Annotated in this window: 24 protein-coding genes; 11 read left to right on the top strand and 13 right to left on the bottom strand. The window is 37.4% G+C overall.

All coding sequences use genetic code 11. The features are described from left to right. The first annotated feature begins 34 nt into the window (after window positions 1-34). From bhcD to GAB14E_RS07250, 9 genes are all read left to right on the top strand, one after another. Entirely contained in the window at window positions 35-1,054 is a 1,020-nt protein-coding gene (gene bhcD / locus GAB14E_RS07215) for an iminosuccinate reductase BhcD (protein WP_052093845.1), read from the top strand. A 324-nt stretch (window positions 1,055-1,378) separates the two neighbouring features. After that, the gene (locus GAB14E_RS07220) at window positions 1,379-1,921 is read left to right on the top strand and encodes a GNAT family N-acetyltransferase (RefSeq protein WP_033083249.1); all 543 of its coding nucleotides are present in this window, start codon (window positions 1,379-1,381) and stop codon (window positions 1,919-1,921) included. After that, on the top strand, window positions 1,918-2,094 hold the full coding sequence (locus tag GAB14E_RS25125) for a hypothetical protein (protein WP_197061230.1): 177 nt from the start codon (window positions 1,918-1,920) through the stop codon (window positions 2,092-2,094). The genes GAB14E_RS07220 and GAB14E_RS25125 overlap by 4 nt, the downstream gene beginning before the upstream one ends. A gap of 23 nt (window positions 2,095-2,117) precedes the next feature. After that, window positions 2,118-2,561: a GNAT family N-acetyltransferase gene (locus tag GAB14E_RS07225; RefSeq protein WP_033083248.1), complete on the top strand. Its 444-nt coding sequence runs from the start codon at window positions 2,118-2,120 to the stop codon at window positions 2,559-2,561. 66 nt (window positions 2,562-2,627) lie between these two features. Beyond that, complete coding sequence (locus tag GAB14E_RS07230; RefSeq protein WP_033083247.1) at window positions 2,628-2,864, top strand: PTS sugar transporter subunit IIA; 237 nt, start codon at window positions 2,628-2,630, stop codon at window positions 2,862-2,864. 29 nt (window positions 2,865-2,893) lie between these two features. Further along, window positions 2,894-3,325 (top strand): GNAT family N-acetyltransferase, encoded by a 432-nt coding sequence (locus tag GAB14E_RS07235; RefSeq protein ID WP_033083246.1) that lies wholly within the window; start codon window positions 2,894-2,896, stop codon window positions 3,323-3,325. A gap of 330 nt (window positions 3,326-3,655) precedes the next feature. After that, entirely contained in the window at window positions 3,656-4,009 is a 354-nt protein-coding gene (locus GAB14E_RS07240; protein WP_033083245.1) for a Rid family hydrolase, read from the top strand. Window positions 4,010-4,076: 67 nt separating this feature from the next. After that, window positions 4,077-4,889, top strand: a complete 813-nt coding sequence (locus tag GAB14E_RS07245; protein WP_033083244.1) for a helix-turn-helix transcriptional regulator — start codon at window positions 4,077-4,079, stop codon at window positions 4,887-4,889. Window positions 4,890-4,996: 107 nt separating this feature from the next. Further along, window positions 4,997-5,554: a YbhB/YbcL family Raf kinase inhibitor-like protein gene (locus tag GAB14E_RS07250; RefSeq protein WP_033083243.1), complete on the top strand. Its 558-nt coding sequence runs from the start codon at window positions 4,997-4,999 to the stop codon at window positions 5,552-5,554. 118 nt (window positions 5,555-5,672) lie between these two features. Here GAB14E_RS07250 and GAB14E_RS07255 read toward each other — a convergent pair whose 3' ends face one another. The 3 genes from GAB14E_RS07255 to GAB14E_RS07265 form a co-directional block, all read right to left on the bottom strand. Continuing rightward, on the bottom strand, window positions 5,673-6,836 hold the full coding sequence (locus GAB14E_RS07255; RefSeq protein WP_033083242.1) for a PepSY-associated TM helix domain-containing protein: 1,164 nt from the start codon (window positions 6,834-6,836) through the stop codon (window positions 5,673-5,675). A gap of 208 nt (window positions 6,837-7,044) precedes the next feature. Beyond that, window positions 7,045-8,292: a malic enzyme-like NAD(P)-binding protein gene (locus tag GAB14E_RS07260; RefSeq protein ID WP_033083241.1), complete on the bottom strand. Its 1,248-nt coding sequence runs from the start codon at window positions 8,290-8,292 to the stop codon at window positions 7,045-7,047. A gap of 573 nt (window positions 8,293-8,865) precedes the next feature. Next, a complete protein-coding gene (locus tag GAB14E_RS07265; protein WP_033083240.1) occupies window positions 8,866-9,681 on the bottom strand; it encodes a hypothetical protein in 816 nt (271 codons plus the stop codon). Window positions 9,682-9,874: 193 nt separating this feature from the next. Here GAB14E_RS07265 and GAB14E_RS07270 point away from each other — a divergent pair, with 193 nt between their 5' ends. Further along, entirely contained in the window at window positions 9,875-10,996 is a 1,122-nt protein-coding gene (locus tag GAB14E_RS07270; protein ID WP_033083239.1) for a pyridoxal-phosphate-dependent aminotransferase family protein, read from the top strand. 404 nt (window positions 10,997-11,400) lie between these two features. After that, window positions 11,401-11,871, top strand: a complete 471-nt coding sequence (locus GAB14E_RS07275) for a hotdog fold domain-containing protein (RefSeq protein ID WP_033083238.1) — start codon at window positions 11,401-11,403, stop codon at window positions 11,869-11,871. Between the two features lie 75 nt (window positions 11,872-11,946). Here GAB14E_RS07275 and GAB14E_RS07280 read toward each other — a convergent pair whose 3' ends face one another. The 10 genes from GAB14E_RS07280 to GAB14E_RS07325 form a co-directional block, all read right to left on the bottom strand. Then, window positions 11,947-12,576: a TetR/AcrR family transcriptional regulator gene (locus GAB14E_RS07280; protein WP_033083237.1), complete on the bottom strand. Its 630-nt coding sequence runs from the start codon at window positions 12,574-12,576 to the stop codon at window positions 11,947-11,949. Window positions 12,577-12,884: 308 nt separating this feature from the next. Continuing rightward, window positions 12,885-13,109, bottom strand: coding sequence for a hypothetical protein (locus GAB14E_RS07285; RefSeq protein WP_156115755.1), 225 nt, complete (start codon window positions 13,107-13,109; stop codon window positions 12,885-12,887). A 307-nt stretch (window positions 13,110-13,416) separates the two neighbouring features. After that, on the bottom strand, window positions 13,417-14,922 hold the full coding sequence (locus GAB14E_RS25120; RefSeq protein ID WP_197061229.1) for a hypothetical protein: 1,506 nt from the start codon (window positions 14,920-14,922) through the stop codon (window positions 13,417-13,419). A 129-nt stretch (window positions 14,923-15,051) separates the two neighbouring features. Next, window positions 15,052-15,639: a hypothetical protein gene (locus GAB14E_RS07295; protein ID WP_033083234.1), complete on the bottom strand. Its 588-nt coding sequence runs from the start codon at window positions 15,637-15,639 to the stop codon at window positions 15,052-15,054. Between the two features lie 112 nt (window positions 15,640-15,751). Then, a complete protein-coding gene (locus tag GAB14E_RS07300; RefSeq protein ID WP_033083233.1) occupies window positions 15,752-16,183 on the bottom strand; it encodes a hypothetical protein in 432 nt (143 codons plus the stop codon). 86 nt (window positions 16,184-16,269) lie between these two features. Then, on the bottom strand, window positions 16,270-16,677 hold the full coding sequence (locus GAB14E_RS07305) for a hypothetical protein (RefSeq protein WP_156115754.1): 408 nt from the start codon (window positions 16,675-16,677) through the stop codon (window positions 16,270-16,272). A 152-nt stretch (window positions 16,678-16,829) separates the two neighbouring features. Then, window positions 16,830-17,306, bottom strand: a complete 477-nt coding sequence (locus GAB14E_RS07310) for a hypothetical protein (protein ID WP_033083231.1) — start codon at window positions 17,304-17,306, stop codon at window positions 16,830-16,832. A 106-nt stretch (window positions 17,307-17,412) separates the two neighbouring features. After that, window positions 17,413-17,952, bottom strand: a complete 540-nt coding sequence (locus tag GAB14E_RS07315) for a helix-turn-helix transcriptional regulator (RefSeq protein WP_033083230.1) — start codon at window positions 17,950-17,952, stop codon at window positions 17,413-17,415. Between the two features lie 766 nt (window positions 17,953-18,718). Beyond that, window positions 18,719-20,908 (bottom strand): malate synthase G, encoded by a 2,190-nt coding sequence (locus tag GAB14E_RS07320; protein WP_033083229.1) that lies wholly within the window; start codon window positions 20,906-20,908, stop codon window positions 18,719-18,721. 3 nt (window positions 20,909-20,911) lie between these two features. Then, window positions 20,912-22,117, bottom strand: coding sequence for a urate hydroxylase PuuD (locus tag GAB14E_RS07325; RefSeq protein WP_033083228.1), 1,206 nt, complete (start codon window positions 22,115-22,117; stop codon window positions 20,912-20,914). Window positions 22,118-22,200 lie beyond the last annotated feature (83 nt).

Here is a 22,200-nt window from a genome sequence, read left to right as displayed (position 1 = left end):
TGCTTGGTCTTAATCTTTTTAGAGGATATAAATTATGAGTAATTTACAAAACACTTCACCAGAAAACTCTTTACCCGTTAACAAAGGTGTATCAGTTGTTTCTGAAGAAATCTGCCAAGAAATTATTGGTCGCTCAGAAGCCTTTACTGCGGTAGAAAACGTATTTGCTGCTATGGCTAAAAATACCGCTTATAACTTCCCTGTGATTCGTGAAGATATTGGCCATGCAGGTGCGCTTTACGGTTTTAAATCTGGTTTTGATCGAGACGGTATGGTGTTGGGCTTAAAGTCTGGCGGTTACTGGCCAGATAATATGGCTCAAGGTTTAACCAACCATCAATCAACGGTTATTTTATTTGATCCCGATACAGGTAAGTTAAAATCACTTGTTGGCGGTAACTACTTAACAGCAGTACGTACTGCTGCTTCTTCTTCGGTTTCAATCGCCCATTTAGCACGTAAAGACGCTAAAGTATTGGGTATGGTTGGTGCTGGGCATCAATCAACTTTCCAATTACGTGCTGCGGTTGAGCAACGCGATTTTGAAAAAGTTGTTGCCTGGAATTTCCATCCTGACATGCTGCCTAACCTTGAAGCGGTTGCTAAAGAATTAGGTTTGCCATTTGAGTCGGTAACTCGTGAAGAATTAGGTGCACAAGCTGATGTAATCATTACTATTACTTCTGCTTTTGAATCGTTAATGGAAAAAGATTGGATCAAGCCGGGTACTCACATCGCTTGTATGGGGACTGATACTAAAGGCAAACAAGAAGTTGATGCGGATTTATTAGCTGCTGCTACTGTATTCACTGATGAAATTGCTCAGTCTATTACGATTGGTGAAGCACAGCATGCTGTTGCTTCTGGTTTGATAAAAGAATCTGACATTACACCAATTGGTGATGTCATCAATGGTACAAAACCGGGTCGTACTTCTGATGATCAAATTACATTGTTTGATGGTACTGGTGTTGGTTTGCAAGATTTAGCTGTTGCTTCAGTAGCGGCTCAATTAGCCGAAGAAAAAGGTTTAGCGACTTACTTCCAACTATAAAGCTGGAACTTTAACTTTTTGCTTTAACTGCTTACTTTAAACTAATGTTTTCCCAACCAATTAGTTAACAGTAAGGGGCTTGGTAGGCATCGCGTACTAAGTAAAGGCACAATGGCTGTTTATTCATTTAAACAGCCATTTTTTTTGCTTGATAATGCTTGAATAGCCCAAAAAATCACTGATATTGTTTAACAATAAATATCATACATAAATAGTTACTTTGTTCACCTTGCTGCTTTGTTTAACAAAGGTATAGTGAGGAATTGAGTGCCGATATTTGGCATCACCGATAATATACCGAATTAACTGGAGTAAACCCAAATTATGATTATCAGAGAAGCGACTTTAGACGACCTGATCAATATTGCCGGCTTACACGCACAAAGCTGGCGTGATAATTATCATCCGGTACTTTCAGCTGATTATCTTAATGACAAGGTTTTCTCAGAAAGGGAGGCGGTGTGGACACAGAGGTTAACAAGTCCTGAGAGTAACCAATTAGTATTAGTGGCGGAGTTAGGCACTACTTTTTGTGGGTTTATTTGTGTCTTAGGCGCTAATCACCCTAAATATGGCACCATAATAGATAATCTTCATGTAAAAGTCGGCGGCAAAGGTCAAGGTACAGGATCTCGTTTATTAGCGGCTGCAGCATCTTGGTCAATGGCTAACTATAGTGATCATGATTTATACCTCGAGGTTTTAGAGTGCAATAACAATGCAATAGGTTTTTATGAAGCGAAAGGCGCTAAGAATCTCGCCACAGCTTATTGGCACACCCCATGTGATAACAAGGTGAAAGAATTTATTTATAGTTGGGGAAGGCCTGATAACCTAGCTCAAAATCTCACTAAGAGCGTTTTATGAAAGAAGATCTAGCAGAGCTAAAAAGTGAGCTGAAAAGCAAATTATTATATTGGCATAACCTTAAAAGCAAAAAAATAAAAGCTGCGGCCATTGTGCTCTTTATTGGTGTTATCGCACTAAAAATATTCACCACTGTATTAACTTTTGATTGGCTTAGTGAATTATTTAGCTAAGTTTTTTAGCCTTAAGGGAAGTCATGAATATCAGAATTGCTACGAAGCAAGACATTAACAGCCTCTGTCAGCTTATTGAGTCATTATCACATTTCTACCTAGCAGATAAAGACGCGAATCTCCCTCATTGGTTTTCTGAAACGCTCACTAAAGAGGCATTTTTACAAAGGATTGAAAGTACCGAATACAATAATTTTGTCTATGAAATTCAAGGGAGTATTGCTGGTTATTTAGCTTTTAAAGGAGATAGTTACCTATATCATTTATTTGTCTCAGAAGATCATCAGGGTAAAGGTGTTGCCCGTTATTTATGGGACTATGCCACCACAAAATGTGTTGCTAAATGTTATACCCTTAGGTCCTCTTTAAATGCAGTACCAATATATAAAAAATTCGGCTTTAAAGTTGTGGGCGATGCAAAAGAAAGAGATGGAATGGGTTTTCAGGAAATGACATTACGAAGGTAACAAGGGATTTAGCTGTGTCATTAAGCTAAGCTCTACTTATTAATTTTATTTTTTAAGGAGATATGCATGAAAACGATGAATTGTAATCAGTTAGGTGGTGCTTGTGATAGAGAATTCCACGGTAATACTTTTGAAGAAATGGCCGAGCAGAGTAAACAGCATGCAATGGATATGATGCAGAAAAAAGATTCTGCCCATTTAAAAGCTATGGCTGATATGAGCGAATTGATGAAGGATCCCGAAGCAATGAATCAATGGTTTGCTGCAAAAAGGAAGGAGTTTGAAGCCCTTGCTGAAGATTAAAATACTATCGAAAGGTGATGTTGGAATACATGGAGGTCACAGTGTTAGCTGAACAATTTACCCTTTCGTTAACAAGCCCCTCAGTTGAAGACTTTTTACAATTACGCCTGAAAGTTGGTTGGGGTGAGCTTGATGTTAACCTCGCAAAAAAGAGCTTAACTAATAGTTTGTTTCTAGTAACTATTTTTCATAATGAACAACTTGTAGGTATGGGGCGTGTGGTTGGTGATGGCGCGATGTTCTTTTATATTCAAGATGTGATTGTTGATCCCCGTTATCATAAACAAGGCCTTGGTACTGTGCTAATGGATAGCATAGAAGGCTATTTATGTTCTAGCGCTCAAAAAGGGTCCACCATAGGGTTGTTAGCCGCCCAAGGTAAAGAGCACTTTTATGCTCGTTATGGTTATATTCAAAGACCAAGTAATACTCTGGGACATGGTATGTGTAAGTTTATATAGTGCTGTGCTAAGTCACTGGTAATCAATTAATTATCATTTTGAGATCATTTGTTATGGTACCCTTTACCTAGATAACCTGAACTCTGGATAAGCAGAATTTGCTCAATATTCCCCTTTATCCAATTATCATCGTTAAAACGTCGATAAATAACCCGTTATTCATAAACGTTTTGCCTTGATAATAGAATAAATTGAAACATTGATAGAGTATATCGCTATTTAATCCGGTAAATTCTATTTTTAATAACCGTAAGTTATTGTTTTTACTTAAACATCAAGTACTCATTATCCAGAGTTCAGGTTAGATAATAGTTATTCAAGGATGCTCTAGTGATTGAAAGAAAAGCAGGTATTTATGATGGTCGAAATAAGTCATCGGCTTATAAAGATTTAGTGTGGACGGTAGCAACAGCATCAGATACTTCGGTTGCTATTGAGCAACAAACATTACTTACTTTGACTGCAATAGAGGCTAACTTAGCTGAGTTAGGCTCAGATAAAAGTCGCATTGTTTCTGCGCAAGTCTATATCGCTAAAATGAGTGATAAACCTTTAATGGATGCGGTGTGGAAAAACTGGTTAGGTGATAATGCTCAGCATTGGCCACAACGTGCCTGCTTAGGTGTAAACCTTGAGGGTGACGTCTTGATAGAAGTGACTGTCACAGCTGTGCGTGATGTTTAACAGCGTTTAAGTTAGCTTATCCTATCAGACTACAACTATAACGATACCTCTGCACATGACTATTCACATGAGAACGCTCATCAATGCCATTAAAGTGGTCAATACACAAGATCGCCCACTGCCTTTCGCTGTATATTCTTCAATAAAAGAACAACACTTATTAAATGTTCCTGTGGTAAAACCATTGTTTATTGCGGTACTTGATGGAGATAAAAAATTGGGTAAAGACGGAGAGATAGTCTGTCGTGCTGGTGATTTTATTTTTTTATCGGATAGTCCAGCAATAAATATGCGTAATATCCCCAAAGAAAAAGAATACTATGCGCTATTGATTGAATTTGAGTATGAGGACTTTTTAGGCATAGGGCCGAATGTAGCTAGTAAGCAGTATTTTACCAAGGGTGAAATACCTGTAGCGCTAGAAAAGTGTTTACAGCAATTTGTCGAGTGGTCGCTGTTTGCACCAAAAGAATTGTGGTCTATTCGCAGAAAAGAAATCCTGCATTTACTCTATCACTTGGGTCATACCGATATTTTAGCGATGGCAACGCCGCATAAGTTGGGGCAAAAAATACATGCCTTGTTCAGTGAAAAACCGTCAGCAGAACTTTCTCTCACTACTGTTTGTCAGCAAGTTGCTATGAGCGAGTCGACCCTTAGACGAAAGTTAGCTGCGGAGGGCACCACAGTTCAAGAAATTAAAGATCAAGTCAAGTTAGGCCTTGGATTGCACTTATTACAAACTACGAATCATGCCATTGTGTATATAGCGGAGCAATGTGGTTATCAGTCACAATCTCGATTTACTAGTCGCTTTAAAGAAAGGTTTGGTCTGACACCTTCAGCTTTACGCAAAACTAAAAAGAATGTGACGGAATAGGGCGAAAAGTTGACGCTATGCAGTCTATAAAATATCTAGGCTCAGGCTAAAATACTTATAGTTAATTAGATAACCAACTAGCCATCCAATAAATAAGGAACATGATTATGTTTAAGTCGTTAACAATAGTTACTTTACTTACCTTAAGTTTTTCATCAGCTGTAATCGCTGATACTTTTAAACTATCTAGTCAAGATATCGCTGAGGGCAAGTTTATGTCTAAAGCACAGGAATTTACCGGTTTTGGCTGTACTGGTGGTGATCTGTCACCACAGCTTAAATGGTCGGACGCACCTAAAGGTACTAAAAGCTTCGCTATTACTGCTTATGATCCAGATGCACCGACAGGTAGTGGCTGGTGGCATTGGCAAATTGTTAATATTCCGCTTAACGTTAATGAAGTTACCGCAGGCGCAGGTAGCACTACAAAAGATTTAGCACCAAAGGGTAGTATGCAAATACAAAATGATTACGGTAGCCGAGGTTTTGGTGGCGCTTGCCCACCAGCAGGCCATGGCGTGCACCATTACCGTTTTACCATTCATGCACTATCTGTTGAGAAGCTTGAATTACCGCTAAATGCCTCTGGCGCGTTAACGGGCTACATGATTAATGCCAACACCATAGCAACAAGCACGATAGAGTCTTTATATAAAAGGGATTAAGTTGAAGCTTAAACTTACTCAAAGTATAAATCATAGATAAAAACTAATAAGTAAAGATTGATGAGTGAGAAAGGGTTTCACGCATCAACCTTTATTATTGACCTTTATTATCCAGACACTAATTCACGTACGCTGGTACAGCAGCTTTTACTTTTCGACTATTTCTCCAACGTCGCCAAGAAAGCATAGCGCCGGTATAGACCAAAAAGCAGGCTAATAATGAAGCTATGCCAGCAATGGTTTGCCCAAAGATTCCAAAAGCCTCACCCGTATGAGTAAACCGTATATAGCTACGTAATTGACTATAAGTAGATAACTGCTCAAATTTTTGTTCCTGTACCATTTCACCCGTAAAAGTATTTAATAATACCTTAATACGCTTTTGTGGTTCACCACCATTGCCCTTATCAATTTTATAAATTTTATTGTCGGTTGCTGTACTTTTTAACTTAGAGTTTACTGAGCTACCTAAAGAGAATTGAATGCTTTGCCATTGTGGGTAAAGTACTTTTACCGCGGCTAATTGCTCAGCGATAGCAAGTTGTTGATTGGCTTGCTGAGTGGTCATTTCTTTTGGCTTAGTGAGTGACACCGACTCAGTAGAGACTAATCCTTTAAGTGTATTGCCTGGCCATTTAAACGAAAAGAAAAATGCTGTGACAACCAAAACAAAAAGCACCGGAGCCATATAAATACCAAATACGTTATGCCATTGAGAGTTTCTCGCGCTCTTATTAGGGTAATTGCCTGACAAGATAAGTCTTTGTTTAAATGCTCTGGCTTTGAAACGTTTAGGTAGCCATAAATACAAGCCTGACAGGATTAAAATAAGAAAAATGACATTGGCAATACCATTAACCCATCGGCCGGTTTCACTGAACTTACCATCTAAGGTTAACCAACGATGAAATGCACGTAATTTACTAAAAAAAATTTTAGTGCCTTGGCCTGGTACCGCCATTTCTGCGCCAGTATAAGGGTTAAGATACGCAACTTTTTTTCGACCATCTTTAACAATAATCGGCGCATTGGGCTGATTTTCTAGCACAACTTCTGCAGTCTTTTTTGTTGGAAAGCTGCTGGCGATCGTTAAAATTTCTGACAAGGGCAAAGTTGTTGTCGAAGCTGCTGGCGTTTCTGGATAGTCACTACGCTCGGCGAATTTAATCATTTGGCGTTCATAAGTTAATGCGACACCTGTGATCGACATTAAAAATATAAAAATGGCGGCGCTGCAACCAATGATCAAATGCAGCCAAAAAAAAGTTTTTCTTATATTCATGTATTTACCTTGAGCCAGTACTAGTTAACAGATATTCGGGGAGATTGTAGTACATTTGTATGGAATAAAATATAACTGGATACGAATCATTCGTTATTGTATGTGTTTTTTGTGTTATTCATGATCTGGCTATAAAAAGTTGTATAAAAAAGGCCGCTAAAAATAGCGGCCTTCGTTCTTAGTAGTTATTTTTAGTACACTTTATGAGTTAAATTTCATTCATATAGTTATCAGGCAATGGTAGAGAAGCTACACCAGAATCTACTGCGGCTTTCGCAACGGCTAAGGCAACATTTTTACATAAACGAGGGTCCATTGGCCGAGGAATAATATAACCTTTACCAAAAGATAATGCCTCTTCGCCACTGGCTTTCAATACACTCTTCGGTACGTCTAATTTGGCCAATTCTCTGATGGCATGTACTGCGGCTACTTTCATTTCGTTGTTAATTTTTCGGGCACGAACATCTAATGCACCACGGAAAATAAACGGGAAACATAATACATTGTTTACTTGATTGGGGTAATCAGAACGGCCTGTTGCCATAATTAAATCACTTCTAACACTGTGTGCTAGCTCGGGCTTAATTTCTGGATCTGGGTTCGAACACGCAAATACCACTGGGTTGTCTGCCATTTTCTTTAATTGCTCAGGTTTAAGCAAGTTAGGACCAGATAAACCTAAAAAGACATCAGCGCCATCAATCACGTCGTCTAACGTTCTTTTGTCAGTGTTGTTAGCGAAACGAGTTTTGTATTCAGATAAATCATCACGGCGGGTATGAATGACACCTTTTGTGTCTAACATGTAGACTTTTTCACGCATAGCGCCACATTGAATTAATAATTCCATACAAGCAATGGCAGCTGCACCAGCACCTAAACAAACAATATTAGCTTGTTCAATTTTCTTATTTTGAATCTCAAGGGCATTGATCATCGCAGCAGCAGTGACGATGGCAGTGCCGTGTTGATCATCATGAAATACCGGGATTTTACAGCGCTCTTTTAGTGCTTTTTCAATAATGAAACACTCAGGAGCTTTAATATCTTCTAAGTTAATGCCACCAAAACTATCGGAAATACAGGCAACTGTATTGATAAATTCTTCTGTAGTTTTATGGGTTACTTCAATATCGAAAGAGTTAATGTCGGCAAAACGTTTAAATAATAACGCTTTACCTTCCATTACTGGCTTTGACGCCATAGGTCCTAGGTTACCTAAACCTAATACCGCAGTTCCGTTTGAAATAACGGCAACGGTATTACCTTTACCCGTATATTTGTAAACATCATCAGGGTTGTTGGCAATTTCTCTACAGGGCTCTGCGACACCGGGACTATATGCAAGTGATAAATCGGCACTTGTTTCGGCGGGTGTGGTGATTGCTAGCGCTATTTTACCCGGGGTTGGCAAGGCATGATAATCCAGAGCTGCTTGTTTAAAATCAGACATGTGTGACCTACTTTAATTGTTATAAGGTTAATAGAGTTGTAATAAAAGCGGTACTCAACATGCTGGTTGGGGGTAGCATGCTGAATACCTAAAAACGGGTGTTAATACTGGTCGCATAAAAAAGCATCACTTGCCTATCAGCAAAGAAACATACTTAATTTATACAACAGGTATTAGAAAATTTCTGCGAGGTTTTCACTTGACAATTTTCGAATAAATAAAAAATACGACCCTCTATCAGTGTCTATAAATGCACTGTGGGGTTAACAAGTACCGGTAAAAGAACGATTACCCATACCTAAATAAATTTCTGATGATTAACGTTCATTTAATGCTAAGCAAATTTGCTCAGCCATTACTGGCAAATATAGGTGAAAAGATCATGCTGTAACATCTGGCTGTGTCTTTTCGCTGCTAAGTGTATTGAGCACTAGTTACATGGATAAACTTTAAATAATGGCTTGAGCGAGCCATTGATAACTGCTTTATTGCTACTCATTACCTAGAATTCAGGTTAAGTAGCAATAAAGTGGCTTATTTTGATTTTACGCTTAGGCAGTTAGCTCAGTAGTATTAGAAACGCCAAACCGCTAAGAATTGAACTGTGTTGTCATCAACACCTTTCATACCTAGTTTGTTTTTCCAATATTGGTATTCAATACCTGCGAATAAGCGGTTAGATGGTGTACCAATCAATTCACCAACATCAAGACGAATTTGTGGTTGTAATAATATCCAAGATTCTAGTTCATCTGTGCCAAAGGTATTTCTTTGTGTACGACCATCAATATATTCGGCATGACCTTCAAAGCTCCAGTTGGTAGAACCCAATTTAAATGGTAAGGCCCATGAAAAATCGACCATAAAACTAGTATCTTCATCAACAATACCAAAGCCATTTGCCGGTGTGTCAGCAGCGCCGTTAGCATGGATAAATGCGGTGATGTCAAATTGTGCAAAAGCAAAGCCTGGTAAATCTAATGCTAAACGCACACCAGGTAATACCCAAGTACTATCGACTTCTGGTGCGTAGTTAAAACCAGCTACTAAACCAATGTCTTTTACTGGACCAAAAGATAAGTCACTACCCGTTAAAACACCTAAGCTAAAGTTAGAATACCATTCGCCGTAAAATTCAGCAGAATCAAGGTTACCATTCTTGCCAGAATACTGTGAATGGTCAATGAAGAAGAAGTTATCACCGTATTCCCAGCCACCTGCATGTTGAAAGGTAGTAATGGTACCCGTTGCTGTATTGCCGAAACCTTGTTCAAATTCACCACCTGCTTGTAATTGAACTTCAGTATTGCCCCAGATTTCTGCTGATGCCATCGGTGCACTTAATGCTGCAGTTAATGCTAGTGCTGTTAGTGATGCTTTAATATTCATAGTGTCTCTCTTAATGTAATTTTATTTATATAGTTATATTAATTTTTGTTTTAATTATTTTCAATATGTCCATGTTTCACTATTTATCGTAACTTGACACATGTGTCAGGTTGCGATTAACTAAGATACATCAGGTTGTTTTATAAACACAACTAAAAATTAAAATTAAAACCAAAATAGAGGCAAAGCAATTATGACTTTTAAATCATTTAATCCACCAGAAAGAATTTTAATGGGTCCAGGTCCGTCAGATGTAAGTGCACGTGTACTTTCTGCACTGGCTAGACCAACGATTGGTCACTTAGATCCCTTATTTGTCAATATGATGGATGAAGTAAAAACCTTATTGCAATATGCTTTCCAAACTAAAAATGAATTCACCATTGCTTTATCAGCGCCGGGTTCTGCAGGTATGGAAGCATGTTTTGTAAACTTAGTAGAAGCTGGCGATAAAGTCATTGTTTGTCGTAACGGAGTTTTTGGTGACCGTATGATCCAAAACGTTACCAGAATAGGTGCAGAGGCCGTGGTTGTTGACTCTCCTTGGGGTCGTGCTGTTGAAACACACAAGGTAGAAGCAGCGTTACATGATCATCCAGATGCTAAGTTCTTAGCCTTTGTTCATGCAGAAACTTCAACAGGTGCAGTGTCAGATGCTAAAGCCCTATGTAAAATGGCCCAAGAGCATGATTGTTTGACGATTGTTGATGCTGTGACGTCATTAGGTGGTATTGAGCTTAAAGTAGACGAATGGGGTATTGACGCTATTTATTCAGGTACTCAGAAGTGTATGTCTTGTGTGCCAGGTATTTCACCAATCTCTTTCAGTCCTAAGGCTGTAGAGGTAGTGCAGAATCGTAAAACTCAAATACAAAGCTGGTTCTTAGACCAAACCTTAGTGATGGGTTATTGGTCTGGTAAAGGTAAACGTAGTTACCATCATACTGCCCCAGTAAACTCGTTATATGCTCTACATGAAGCATTAGTAATGTTGCATGATGAAGGCCTAGAAAACAGTTGGGCACGCCATAGAGAGCAGCATGAAGTACTAGCTAAAGGCCTGAAAGAATTAGGTATTGAGTTTATTGTACCTGAAGAAGAACGCTTACCTCAGTTAAATGCTATTTACATTCCAGACGGCGCAGATGATGCGAAAGTTAGAAACTACTTATTAGAGCATTATAATCTTGAGATAGGTGCTGGTTTAGGTGCATTTGCAGGTAAAGCATGGCGCATTGGCCTAATGGGACATACGGCTAAAAGTGAAAATGTAGCCCTATGTTTGACCGCTTTAAAAGATGCTTTAAATCAATAAAAGCATAATAAAACGTTGTAAAAAGTTTTATTAATGAAAAAAAGACTACCTTTGGGTGGTCTTTTTTTTCGCATAGTGAAATATAAACGGCTTTTTTTGGCAAGTAAAGGGTTGTTCTGTTCCATTATGTGGAATAAAAAGGTCTTTTTGGGACCTTAGTACAGGATTTTTTATATGATGAAATAGCCTTGAATGGATATTTCTGCATGCTGGAATACAGATTTATAAGCATTGCCACTTTCAAAATCACTTTTGTAGCTAGAAGCAGTCACGTTTTGTCAGGTAAATTTAGCACTAACGACATTCACAGCACTAATATTAAAAATAGTGGGCTTTTGTTTGGGCAGAAGTTCAGCTAATGATAAGTTAGCCTTAGTCCTTAATATGAACATTATCAGCCTAAAATGAATCAGATTAATAAAACTCTATCGACCTATCAAAAATTTGAAAAATATCCTTTTGGCAAGAAAATATTCTCCATCATTGTCAGTCGTGTCGCGCCTTATTTTGCCACAATTAGTCCTAATATTTCGGAATTAGTGCCTAACCAATGCACCTGTCTTATCAAAAAACAGAAAAAGGTCTTTAACCATATAAAAACAGTCCATGTGATAGCCATTTGCAACGGTTTAGAAATGGCGATGGGCGTTATGGCCGAAGCTTCAGTTCCGAAACATCTACGTTGGATCCCAAAAGGCATGACAGTCAATTACACCGCTAAAGCGGGCAGTAATATTCGATGTGTAGCAAAGGTAAACCAAGAAGATTGGCAGCCAGGCGATATGCTGGTTAATATCACAGCCTATGATGAAGACGATATTGTAGTAGTGCAGGGAACTATTAAGCTTTGGATTTCAGAAAAACCATCAGTATGATCTTTGCTTTATTTAACAAGCCGTATGTGCGTTATCGACTTGTTAGCTAAATTAGAAAAATAAAATATCATTCAATTACTTTGTTAAACCACAGCCTTTTAAGATAATGGCGGTAAGTGATTGAACAACTTCATCAAAATCATCATCATTCATCGCCTCTTTACCAAAGCCAGCCAATACCTGCACATTAAAATCAGCGTAATGTTGAGTGGAACTCCAGATAAGAAATAACAAATGATATGGATTGATAGCGTCTATCTTTCCTTGTTGTATCCAAGTTTCAATGACAGTGATTTTTTCATCTAACCACTGTTTAAATTCAGTATGCAAATACTCGGTTAGAATAGGTGCACCATGGATAATTTCACTGGCAAATATTTTAGAACCGTCAGGATCATGTTTAGCATGCATGATTTTTTCATGGATGTAAGCAGTAAGAATAGTTTTAGGATCATCATCTACGCTTAAGGTATCAAAGCTAGTATTCCAACTGACAATAATCTCGTTGAGTAACTGTTGATAAAGGTCTGTTTTATCATTGAAATAATAATGAATATTTGCTCTGGCAATGTTTGCTCGTTCAGCAATGCGCTTGATTGAGGCACCTTTAAAACCATGGGTAACAAACTCTGTTTTTGCCGCCGTTAAAATAAGCGCGACGTTCTTCTGGCGAACTTGTCCGACAGCTTCTTTTTTTACCGACACAATTACCTCATAATTTCATTTTTCATAGTAGAGCGAATAACTTTATAACAAGTTGCAACATACAGCTATAGCTTTCTGGTAAATGAAATCAATAATTTCCGGAAAATAAGGTATTTAGTGAAGTTTTTTATTGTACCAGTTTCATTAAGTTTATGGTCTTTTGTGGATCGTCCCTAATCTTTGCAATAAACCTCCTGTATGCTCAGTATACTGCTTTGCAGCCCCAAAATATCCACTACCTTTTTTATCTGATGAATCGCTCAGTCTTGAGCTTGTTTCCTGATTTATTTTCTTGTTATGTGTATAGTTTAGTCACCACCACCACCACCACCACCATCTCCTCCACAAGAATCAGAAGAGCTATCGGAATCTGAATCAATAAGTACTTCTAGCCCAAGCCAATAATAGCCCGTTGCATATTTTGAGAAAAAGACAGCAATTATAAGGATAGGTACGCCAACCTTATACTGATCTTCGATAATGTAATATATTGCACCTGCAAAGAGACTTATTGCGAGCATTAACTTTATCAATGTACACACTCCATTTTGATAGTTTCATATACACATAACGCCTCATTAAGAGCCTGCTGTTTTTAGCCCTACTTGAATGACTTATGTTTTTTTACTGAATTCATGCTTAATTTGATTCAAAGTTTTACCAACAACAGAAATTTCAGTTAACCTCGCGATTAATTGCTCTTTAACTTCTGGAGGTAATTGACTAGATTCAAATGCGAGACAAAAACAATGCTATTTTAAGCGACAAATTGCTGTTGGCTAAAATTTGGGAAAACAAAAAACAACAGTAATTTGTCCATCTTGAAACACCTTATTAGGGTTACAAAAAGCTGATTTGTCCACTGCCTTTGCTAAAGCGTAGAGAAATATCCCCATCGGAGCTCACTTTAAATGGCTTACCACCGTATAAATAAGCGGATTCAAATGCGGTTGTTCTAGCTCCTGCATGACTTCCAGCTGATGGGTGTGTTTGAATCATTGCACCAAATGATAATATTTCATTATCATCAAATATTACGGAGCCATCCATACTTGCCAACTCTAAGAGAACTCTTTTTTTCCTCTGAGACATATTCTGGCTTCCCATGCTAATGGAAGTTACTGATGGGGCTAACATCGATCGAGGGAGGTCTATATCAGGGTTGTTAGATAATATGGATTCTTTATTTACAATATTAGATATAACATCATGATTTGGATCATAAATAATTAAGGCCCCATGACGCTTATAAGATAAATCAAGTAGAACTTCGAACATATTACAACCAATTCTATAATCACCGGCTATATCTCCGATACAGTTTTTAAGAGTTGAAGTATCATATATATGCCAACGTCCCTTTCTCCTTGAAGCAACTAAACCAAATGAACTCATTATTAAAATATCGCCCTTGATAGTTACATGAAAAGAATATTGTTGATCTTCAAGAGTGCTAGCAAAGGGCTGTAAGAATTCAGGGTTAAATTTATAGCCTGCTGTATCTTCTATTTGTGACCAGTTTATTTGTTCGTATGATATAAATTGTGCATTACTATCAACTTTAAGATAAGTTTGCATACTAGTTGCTAAAGGATCTATAAATTTTTGAACTGAACTTTCAGTGATGTCTGCTTGACCAGTTTCAATCGGAGATATTAATAAATTTATACTTACCGGAATGTTTTCGTAAGTACGAAATAATAACTCCTCAGCGTAAGCAATAAATTTATACCAATCAATATTTTTATTTAACCTATTCAGCCAGAACATAGTTATGTCCTGAGTAATATCTTTTCTGGCAGTACTCGATAAAAAGAGGGGTAAATCAGATATCCACTGTGACATTCTTTCCTCACAATGGGATCTCAACTCATGTAATATTGGAGTTAACCAGCGATGAGAATCAAAATAGAAAGTCGAATCACCTATAGTGAAACTATGTTTTCCTTCATCTTCTGTTGATTCAAACCATTGAGGTACTGCGCCTATAATTGAATCAAATATGAATTTTTCTTTCAACTTACTCTCCACGTTAGGATGTAATCCTAACGTCTCTCTAAGAGGCAAATCATTGTTGGTATTTGATTTTTCAATGAGAGACTTTGTTTCATCTATTTTAGTTTCTTGTATTTTTTCAACTTCTATAAACTTAGACCAATTTTCAATACCTATAATTTCTCTCAAATCGTCTATGTTACCTGAGATAGTTTCGTTATTATGACAATTATCACAATCGAGAGTTTCACTATACTCAGTCCATAATGCTTCTCCATACTCACCATCATCATAAGAGCTAAAGTTATGATCCCCAACTGAATTACATTCCAAACATTTATAAAATTTCAAACCAATAACTCCTTTTAATATGTGAAAATTTATTAAACAATATAACGCTTCACTAAGAGGCGAGTAATTGTTGGCTATATGTGAAGCGAAGCCCGGCCAACTGTTCTCGCTTGATTTTCTTGTTATATTTTAGTTGTTTAAAGGGATTTTTGTCCTAATTCTATCATTGTATTCTCTAATGCAGCTATTGGGCATGCTTGAGATATTAATATTCCCAATAGATGCAGGTACACGACTATAGTCACCATCACTCTCTTGGATTTCATATACTACGGCTATACAGCCATTTGTACGAAAATCAATCTCATAGTTTTTATCTGTTTCAAATGAGGTGGATATAAATGAGCCGCAAGACATGCTCGTTCCTAACCCTCCAGGCCTTTGAAAGATTAGAAAATTGTTTTGCTTATCAGCTTCAAAGTAAAACTCTTTAGCGTTAGCAGCATAGTCCCCGTAATTCCACAATGGAATCCCAACCACTTTTGACTTAATAAAACTCCCGTGCATTTTTGCATATAGTGACACCCTGTTTTTTCCGTTTTCACATTCAGAGTTATCAAAGCCAACAACAACAACTTCTCCGCCGTGATGGCCTGAAGCAAGAAACCTAACTTTAGTTCTATCTCCAACAGTAGGCTCTTCATACTCAATTACAGTAGTAGCGCAACCCGAAACAAAAAAAGGTACAATTAAAAATTTGAAACTGACTCTAAACATTTATACTCCATAAAATATAACGCCCTAATAATGGGCAAATAATAGTTGGTTATAATAGGAGCGCAGGAGCAAAAACCAACTGTTTTGTATCCTGTTAATTTGCTGTTATGTTTTATAACTCTCGGATAGCAATACTTGCGTATGAATCAACAGGCATGCCAAACAAGTTTTCGCCTTTTTCTATGGCGCAACTCAGTTCGTAGTTTTTACCACTTACAAATTCGAAGAAGCCTTCTGGCTTAGCCGTTGTATAGCCCAGTTTACAGAGAGCTTCAATTTTATATTTTCCTGCAGGGAAAGAAATATTTGCAAGGCGTTCACCAAACATGTCATCAATTATCTCGTTACGTTTGCTTATTTCTTTACCTTCAGAGTCCCACATTTGAACTATCCAAGCACTATACTCGCTGCTGGAAAAAGACAAATCATGCTTTGTTTTTAAATGGACAAGACTGTTATTATTAGAGTGCGCTGGATTATAAACAACAGGAGGGGCAACACACCCTGTAAGTACCAACATTAATATCCAGATCAATTTTTTCATAGTGCTCCTCAATGACAAAAAAACATAAAGCCCCAATAAGGGGCTAATAATACCAACTAATTAATTTGAATATATTTTATTGTTTATTACCACTGATAAGCAATTTTAATAAGTAAACCGCTTGTATTTTTATCATATACGTCTTCGGAAGTTACACCGCTATATACAGACGCACCTAAAACAAAAGAGCTGTTACTATACCCCGAAAAATAATAATTATAATTTGCGGACATACCATAATAAGTTATAGCGGATTCACTTTTGAGAGTGGCGGCTACAGTTCCAAGGAATAAACCGGCCGAATGATTACTTTCAAAGATTAGCCGCTCCCAGCCTAAACCATATCCAAGGCCTATACCTGACTCGCTTGAGTAAGATAGCACTCCAAGAGCAGCATAATATTTATTTTTATCTCGATTAATCGCGTATTTTCCGCCCAAAAAACCATGATCGAGACCGAAACCTACAGATATATTTTCACTATTTTCAGCCATACTAGCTGTTGAAAATACCAAGATCATTGCTGATATTAGATATTTAATACCTAACTCCTTTTTACTGCATAACGCCCTAATAATGGGCTAAAATGTGTAGCGAAGCGAAACCGAGCAAACTGTTTTTAGTACCGCTTAATTGGCTTGTTAAGTTACGACTTGCTGAAAAGTTTCAGTTTACTTGCAAAATAATAGTAATAAACGACAATTAAAACACTGGTAATCGAAACGTCTACAGCTGTTGTTTGATAAACTTCACTTTCATCAAGGTAAGATGAATCACTGAGAATTCCGTCAACTATGCCAAAAGTAATACCAACGACAATAGCGAGTGCGATTAAACGAACTACGATAGGTAAGCCTAAGGTTACAAATCTTAGAATAAAATCCTTATCATCGATAGATTTGTTAACTTTATAGCAGTAAACAACTCCAACAATAGTCAATATACTCATCGTCGCAGTATTAATAGCATCATATAATCCATACTCTAAACCAACAGATAAGAGAGGATCTGTTGCTAAAATCATAAGGACGCTATAAGTTAAAAAATACTTCAATTGTTCCTTTTGACTTAAACTCTCAGATTTTAATTGTTCGATTAATGGTGATACTTTCCAAATATACATAACTTTCCTTAGTAACTTAACGCCCTATTAAGAGGCAAAAAATAGTTGGTTAAAATAGCGACGAAGGAGCAAAACTAACTGTTTTTTGTCCTTGTTTAATTGCTTGTTAAGCATTTAAACTCCACCTAAACGACCGCCCATCTTTTTCTTTTTTGACTACTCCCTCATCTTCCAAGTTATTAAGTATGAGTGAACCATATGATGGGTGTATATCAGTAGCATTACATAGCTCTTTTGTAGTACTCGATGTACCCTCTAAGTGCTTTAAAACTTGTTCACGCCTCGATGATTTAAAAGAATCGTTCAACGTTTTATCTACGAAGATTTTCAACTTCTGTTTTTCATCAGTTGAACTACTATCTAAAGTTTCAATCGCGCTGGATAGTTCGTACTGTATAGAACGTTTTAAATCATTAAGCTCCATGTAATGTTCTTGATTAGCAAAATCACTTGGTGCATATAACGATTTATTTTTAAAAACCAAAATTATAAAAAACAGCAAAACTATGAGTGTTGGAAAGCCCATAACGAAATAAATAAAAATGGACTGCATTTCTGCTGGTAAATTAATTAATGCTGCTGTTGCCATTACTTCAGCTAAACCTGCAAAAATTGAAATAATTGTAAGTGGGTTACTAACTTTCAAACACGACTCCATATGTTTTCATAAATGCCTAACAGTGTATTAGTGCGCATCTCGAATTAAACCGTCGACAATTTATGTTTAAAACGGTTGCACACAATACTTTTTATAATATTTTTAGTAACTTACCAGTAAGTTTGATTGCATTCAACTCCGCCTATAAATTTACATATCGTGCCGCGAGATATATGAGCCAAAAAATGGCACGCTATGTAAACGCTTAAAGTAAAATATCACTATTAAAAACAAATAATTGTAAATTATGCTGGGATAAACGAGCCTGAAATTGGTATTACATATAGTGCCAAGTTATTAGTCAGTGTCTTATTAAACAGTAGAGAAGTTATTCATTAGAAAATATATAGCAAATATACTTGTGACTAATGTCTCTTTTACGCACTTAGTTATTATGGTTTTATTGCGATTAGTGAAGTTTTTTGTAATTTTCTTACTTGTTGTGCGTTGGAAAACTAACTTAAGGCTAGTCGGTGATTGATCAAAGGTTGGTGTGTGTGAGGGCAACATAGACTTAGCTCGCGTAAATCGGTAATAATTGATTGAAATGGTGGTGTTTTATGGTTGGAATTAAACTGTATTTTTATCTTCGATGTTAACAAGCACTACAAAGAAAAAACAGATGATTTAGAAGGTAAATCATCTGTTTTATGCTAAATGCTATTGGCTATCATTCCTGTATTTTTTAGATCGTCCATGTGTGATCTCGAAGGTGACAGTTTCATTGAATTAGCCCATGTAAACCAAGTTGAGATTATAGTGCCGCTTTTACTTGGATACGTCTTTTGTGTAATAACGGTTCGGTATAACCACTGGGCTGTTCTTTTCCTTGGAAAATCAGCTCTGCTGCAGTTTTAAAAGCAATGCTCTGATCAATATCTGTTCCCAAGGCAATATAACCGTCATCATTAATATTTTGTTGATCAACAATAGGTGCCATGCGCTTTAATGAATCATTAACTTGCTCTTCAGTGATAACACCATGATGAAGCCAGTTACAAACATGTTGACTAGAGATCCTTAATGTTGCTCTATCTTCCATGCGAGCAATATTGTCGATATCAGGTACTTTAGAGCAGCCAATACCTTGGTTTACCCAACGTACAACATAGCCCAATAAACCTTGAATGTTATTGTCTAATTCTTTTTGAATCGCAGTTGCTGATAAGTCGGTTTGGTTTTTCAGTAAAGGAATAGTTAATAAATCAGTTAAGTCGTCAATGGTGCCGGGTAAAGAGAACTCCGCTTGCATAGCCGTTTGTACTGCTTGCACATTTACTTTGTGATAATGCATTACATGTAAAGTTGCTGCGGTTGGTGAGGGTACCCAAGCGCAGTTTGCACCTGATTTTGGATGAGCAATTTTAGTGTTTACCATGGCTGACATTTGATCAGGTATCGCCCACATGCCTTTGCCTATTTGTGCTTTACCTTGTAGACCAGCTTGCAAACCAATACGAACATTTCGTAATTCATAAGCTGTTATCCATGGCTCATTTTTCATTAAATCTTTTTGTGCCATAGCGCCTGCTAACATGCTGGTATGTATTTCATCACCTGTTCTGTCTAAAAAGCCGGTATTGATAAAGGCAACACGGGTTTGCGCGGCGCGGATACATTCTTTTAAATTAGCTGAAGTACGACGTTCTTCATCCATAATACCCATTTTTATGGTGTTTTCGGCTAAACCTAAATGACGTTCAATAGCGCTAAATAAGTCGTGGCTAAATTTAACTTCTTCAGGGCCGTGCATTTTAGGTTTAACAATATAAATGCTGCCTTTTTTGGAGTTCTTAAATTTAGAGTTGCCTTTTATATCATGTAATGAAATCAAGCTAGTGATCAGGCCATCAACAATACCTTCAGGTACTTTGTCGCCATTTTCTGTGATAATCGCATCTGTAGTCATTAAATGGCCAACATTACGAACAAACTGCAGACTCCTACCCGAAAGTGTAATCTCCTCTTTATTTGGAGATAAGTAGCTACGGTCATGATTTAGCGTGCGAGTGATGGTTTTATTGCCTTTTTGAATAATCTCAGCAAGGTCGCCTTTCATTAAGCCCAGCCAATTACGATAAACTGAGGTTTTATCCGCTGCATCAACCGCGGCAATAGAGTCTTCACAATCTTGAATGGTACTTAAGGCTGATTCTAATACTACATCTTTAACCGCGGCGGCATCTGTTTTACCAACAACATTATCTTTATCTATTTGGATTTCGATGTGTAAACCATTGTGGCGGCATAATAGTGAAGAAGGGCAGTTTATCGTACCGTTATAACCAACAAATTTTTCCGGTTGCTTTAACTGAACTTGTTCGCCAGAAAATAAGGTCACAGTAAATTCTTTCTTAACTATGTGATACTTAACGGCATCAATATGACTGCCGCTAGTTAATGGCAAGGTATCATCTAAAAATCTACGCGCGTACGCCTGTACTCTACGACCACGAATAGGGTTAAATTCTTTAGTTTGTTTAGCGCCATTATCATCGCCGATAACATCAGTGCCATAAAGCGCATCATATAAACTGCCCCATCTAGCGTTGGCCGCATTCAGAGAAAATCTAGCATTTTTTAATGGCACAACAAGTTGAGGACCCGCAATGCGGGCAACTTCATCATCAACATTATTGGTAGAAATAGTGAAATCAGCTTTTTCTTCTACTAGATATCCAATTTCCTTTAAAAACAACTCATAGCGCTGTTGGTTAAAAGGCTGGTTTGCAGAGTCAGTATGCCAAACATCAATTTGAGCTTGTAAACTGGCTCTTGTCGCTAATAGCTGTTGATTACGCGGGGTAAACTCAGCTAAAACCTCAGCAACAGAGTCCCAGAAGTGCTCGGCATTAATAGTAAGGCCGGGCAGTACTTCATGATTGACTAAATTATATAAACAGCCTGCAACCTTATAACCGTGCTTGATTGTTTTTTGCTTCATTTTTTATCCTTTTTCTTTGTCTTTATCTTGGTTTAACCAAAGTGACAAGGTTAGACGTTCTTCATCTGTCATTTTGGTTTTGTTCATAAATGGCATGTCTTTACTATCAATTACACGGGCTTGGATTCTTGGTGCCCATTGCTTAATTGAAGCAATGTCTGTGAAAATAACGCCTGCTTGTGGGGTTTTAAACATATCATCAGTGGGTGTTTGTGAATGACAAGCCGCACAACGGTCTTCAATAATTTGCTGTACATGTGCATTACTCACAACTTGTTGTTTTTGCTCTGCTGATAGTTCAACAGTCTTTGGTGCAATCAGGTAAGCAAGAATTACAGTGGCAACAACAGAGCCTACTAATACCATAGGTTTGTGTTTGCCAAAGTGACGTAAAACAAAGTATTGGCGAACAGCTGCGGTGATAACTATGATTGCCATCAGTACTAACCAGTTTGCGCTGTGGTTATAGGTAATTGGGTAATGATTAGAGATCATTATAAATAACACAGGTAAAGTGATGTAAGTATTGTGGGTAGAACGTAACTTAGCATTTAAACCATATTTAGAATCAGGCGTTTCTCCGTCTTCTACCGCTTTAACTAAGGCGCGTTGTGACGGCATGATGCCAAAAAATACGTTACCAGCCATGATAGTACCTAAGATGGCACCCATATGCATGTAAGCACCACGAGCACTAAATACTTGCGTTAAACCGTAAGATAAAGCTGTAGCAATAGTGAATAAAATAAGCGCTAAGATTAAACCGTGATCTTTAAGTTTAGTTCTTACTAATACTTCATAACTACCAACACCAACAATAATAGCACCTAGACCTAGGCCAATTGCTTGCCATTGAGTTAACGCTTGTACACGTGGGTCAATTAAATAAGACTCAGCGCCAACATAAAACATTAGTGATAATAATAAGAAACCAGTGATCCAGGTGGTATAAGCTTCCCACTTAAACCAATGTAAAGTTGTTGGGATTTTTGGTGGTGCGAGTTTGTATTTAGCTACTTCGTAAAAGCCACCACCATGAATAGCCCAAAGATCACCTGAAATGCCTTTCTCTGCTTTCCATTCAGGTGGTTTTTCAAGATGGTTATCTAACCAAACAAAATAAAATGAGGCACCGATCCAGGCGATACCAACGATTAAATGTGCGAAACGAATGATTAAATTTAACCACTCAGTAATATACGGGTCCATAGTCTTTCCTCTTGTACGCCTACTCGAAGTAGACGTTTTATAATTTTATGATTAACTAGTTAATTATGTTGTTGAATAATTTT

The organism is Colwellia psychrerythraea, assembly GCF_000764185.1.
Taxonomy (GTDB): domain Bacteria; phylum Pseudomonadota; class Gammaproteobacteria; order Enterobacterales; family Alteromonadaceae; genus Colwellia; species Colwellia psychrerythraea_B.
This window is presented reverse-complemented; position numbering and strand designations above follow the sequence as displayed.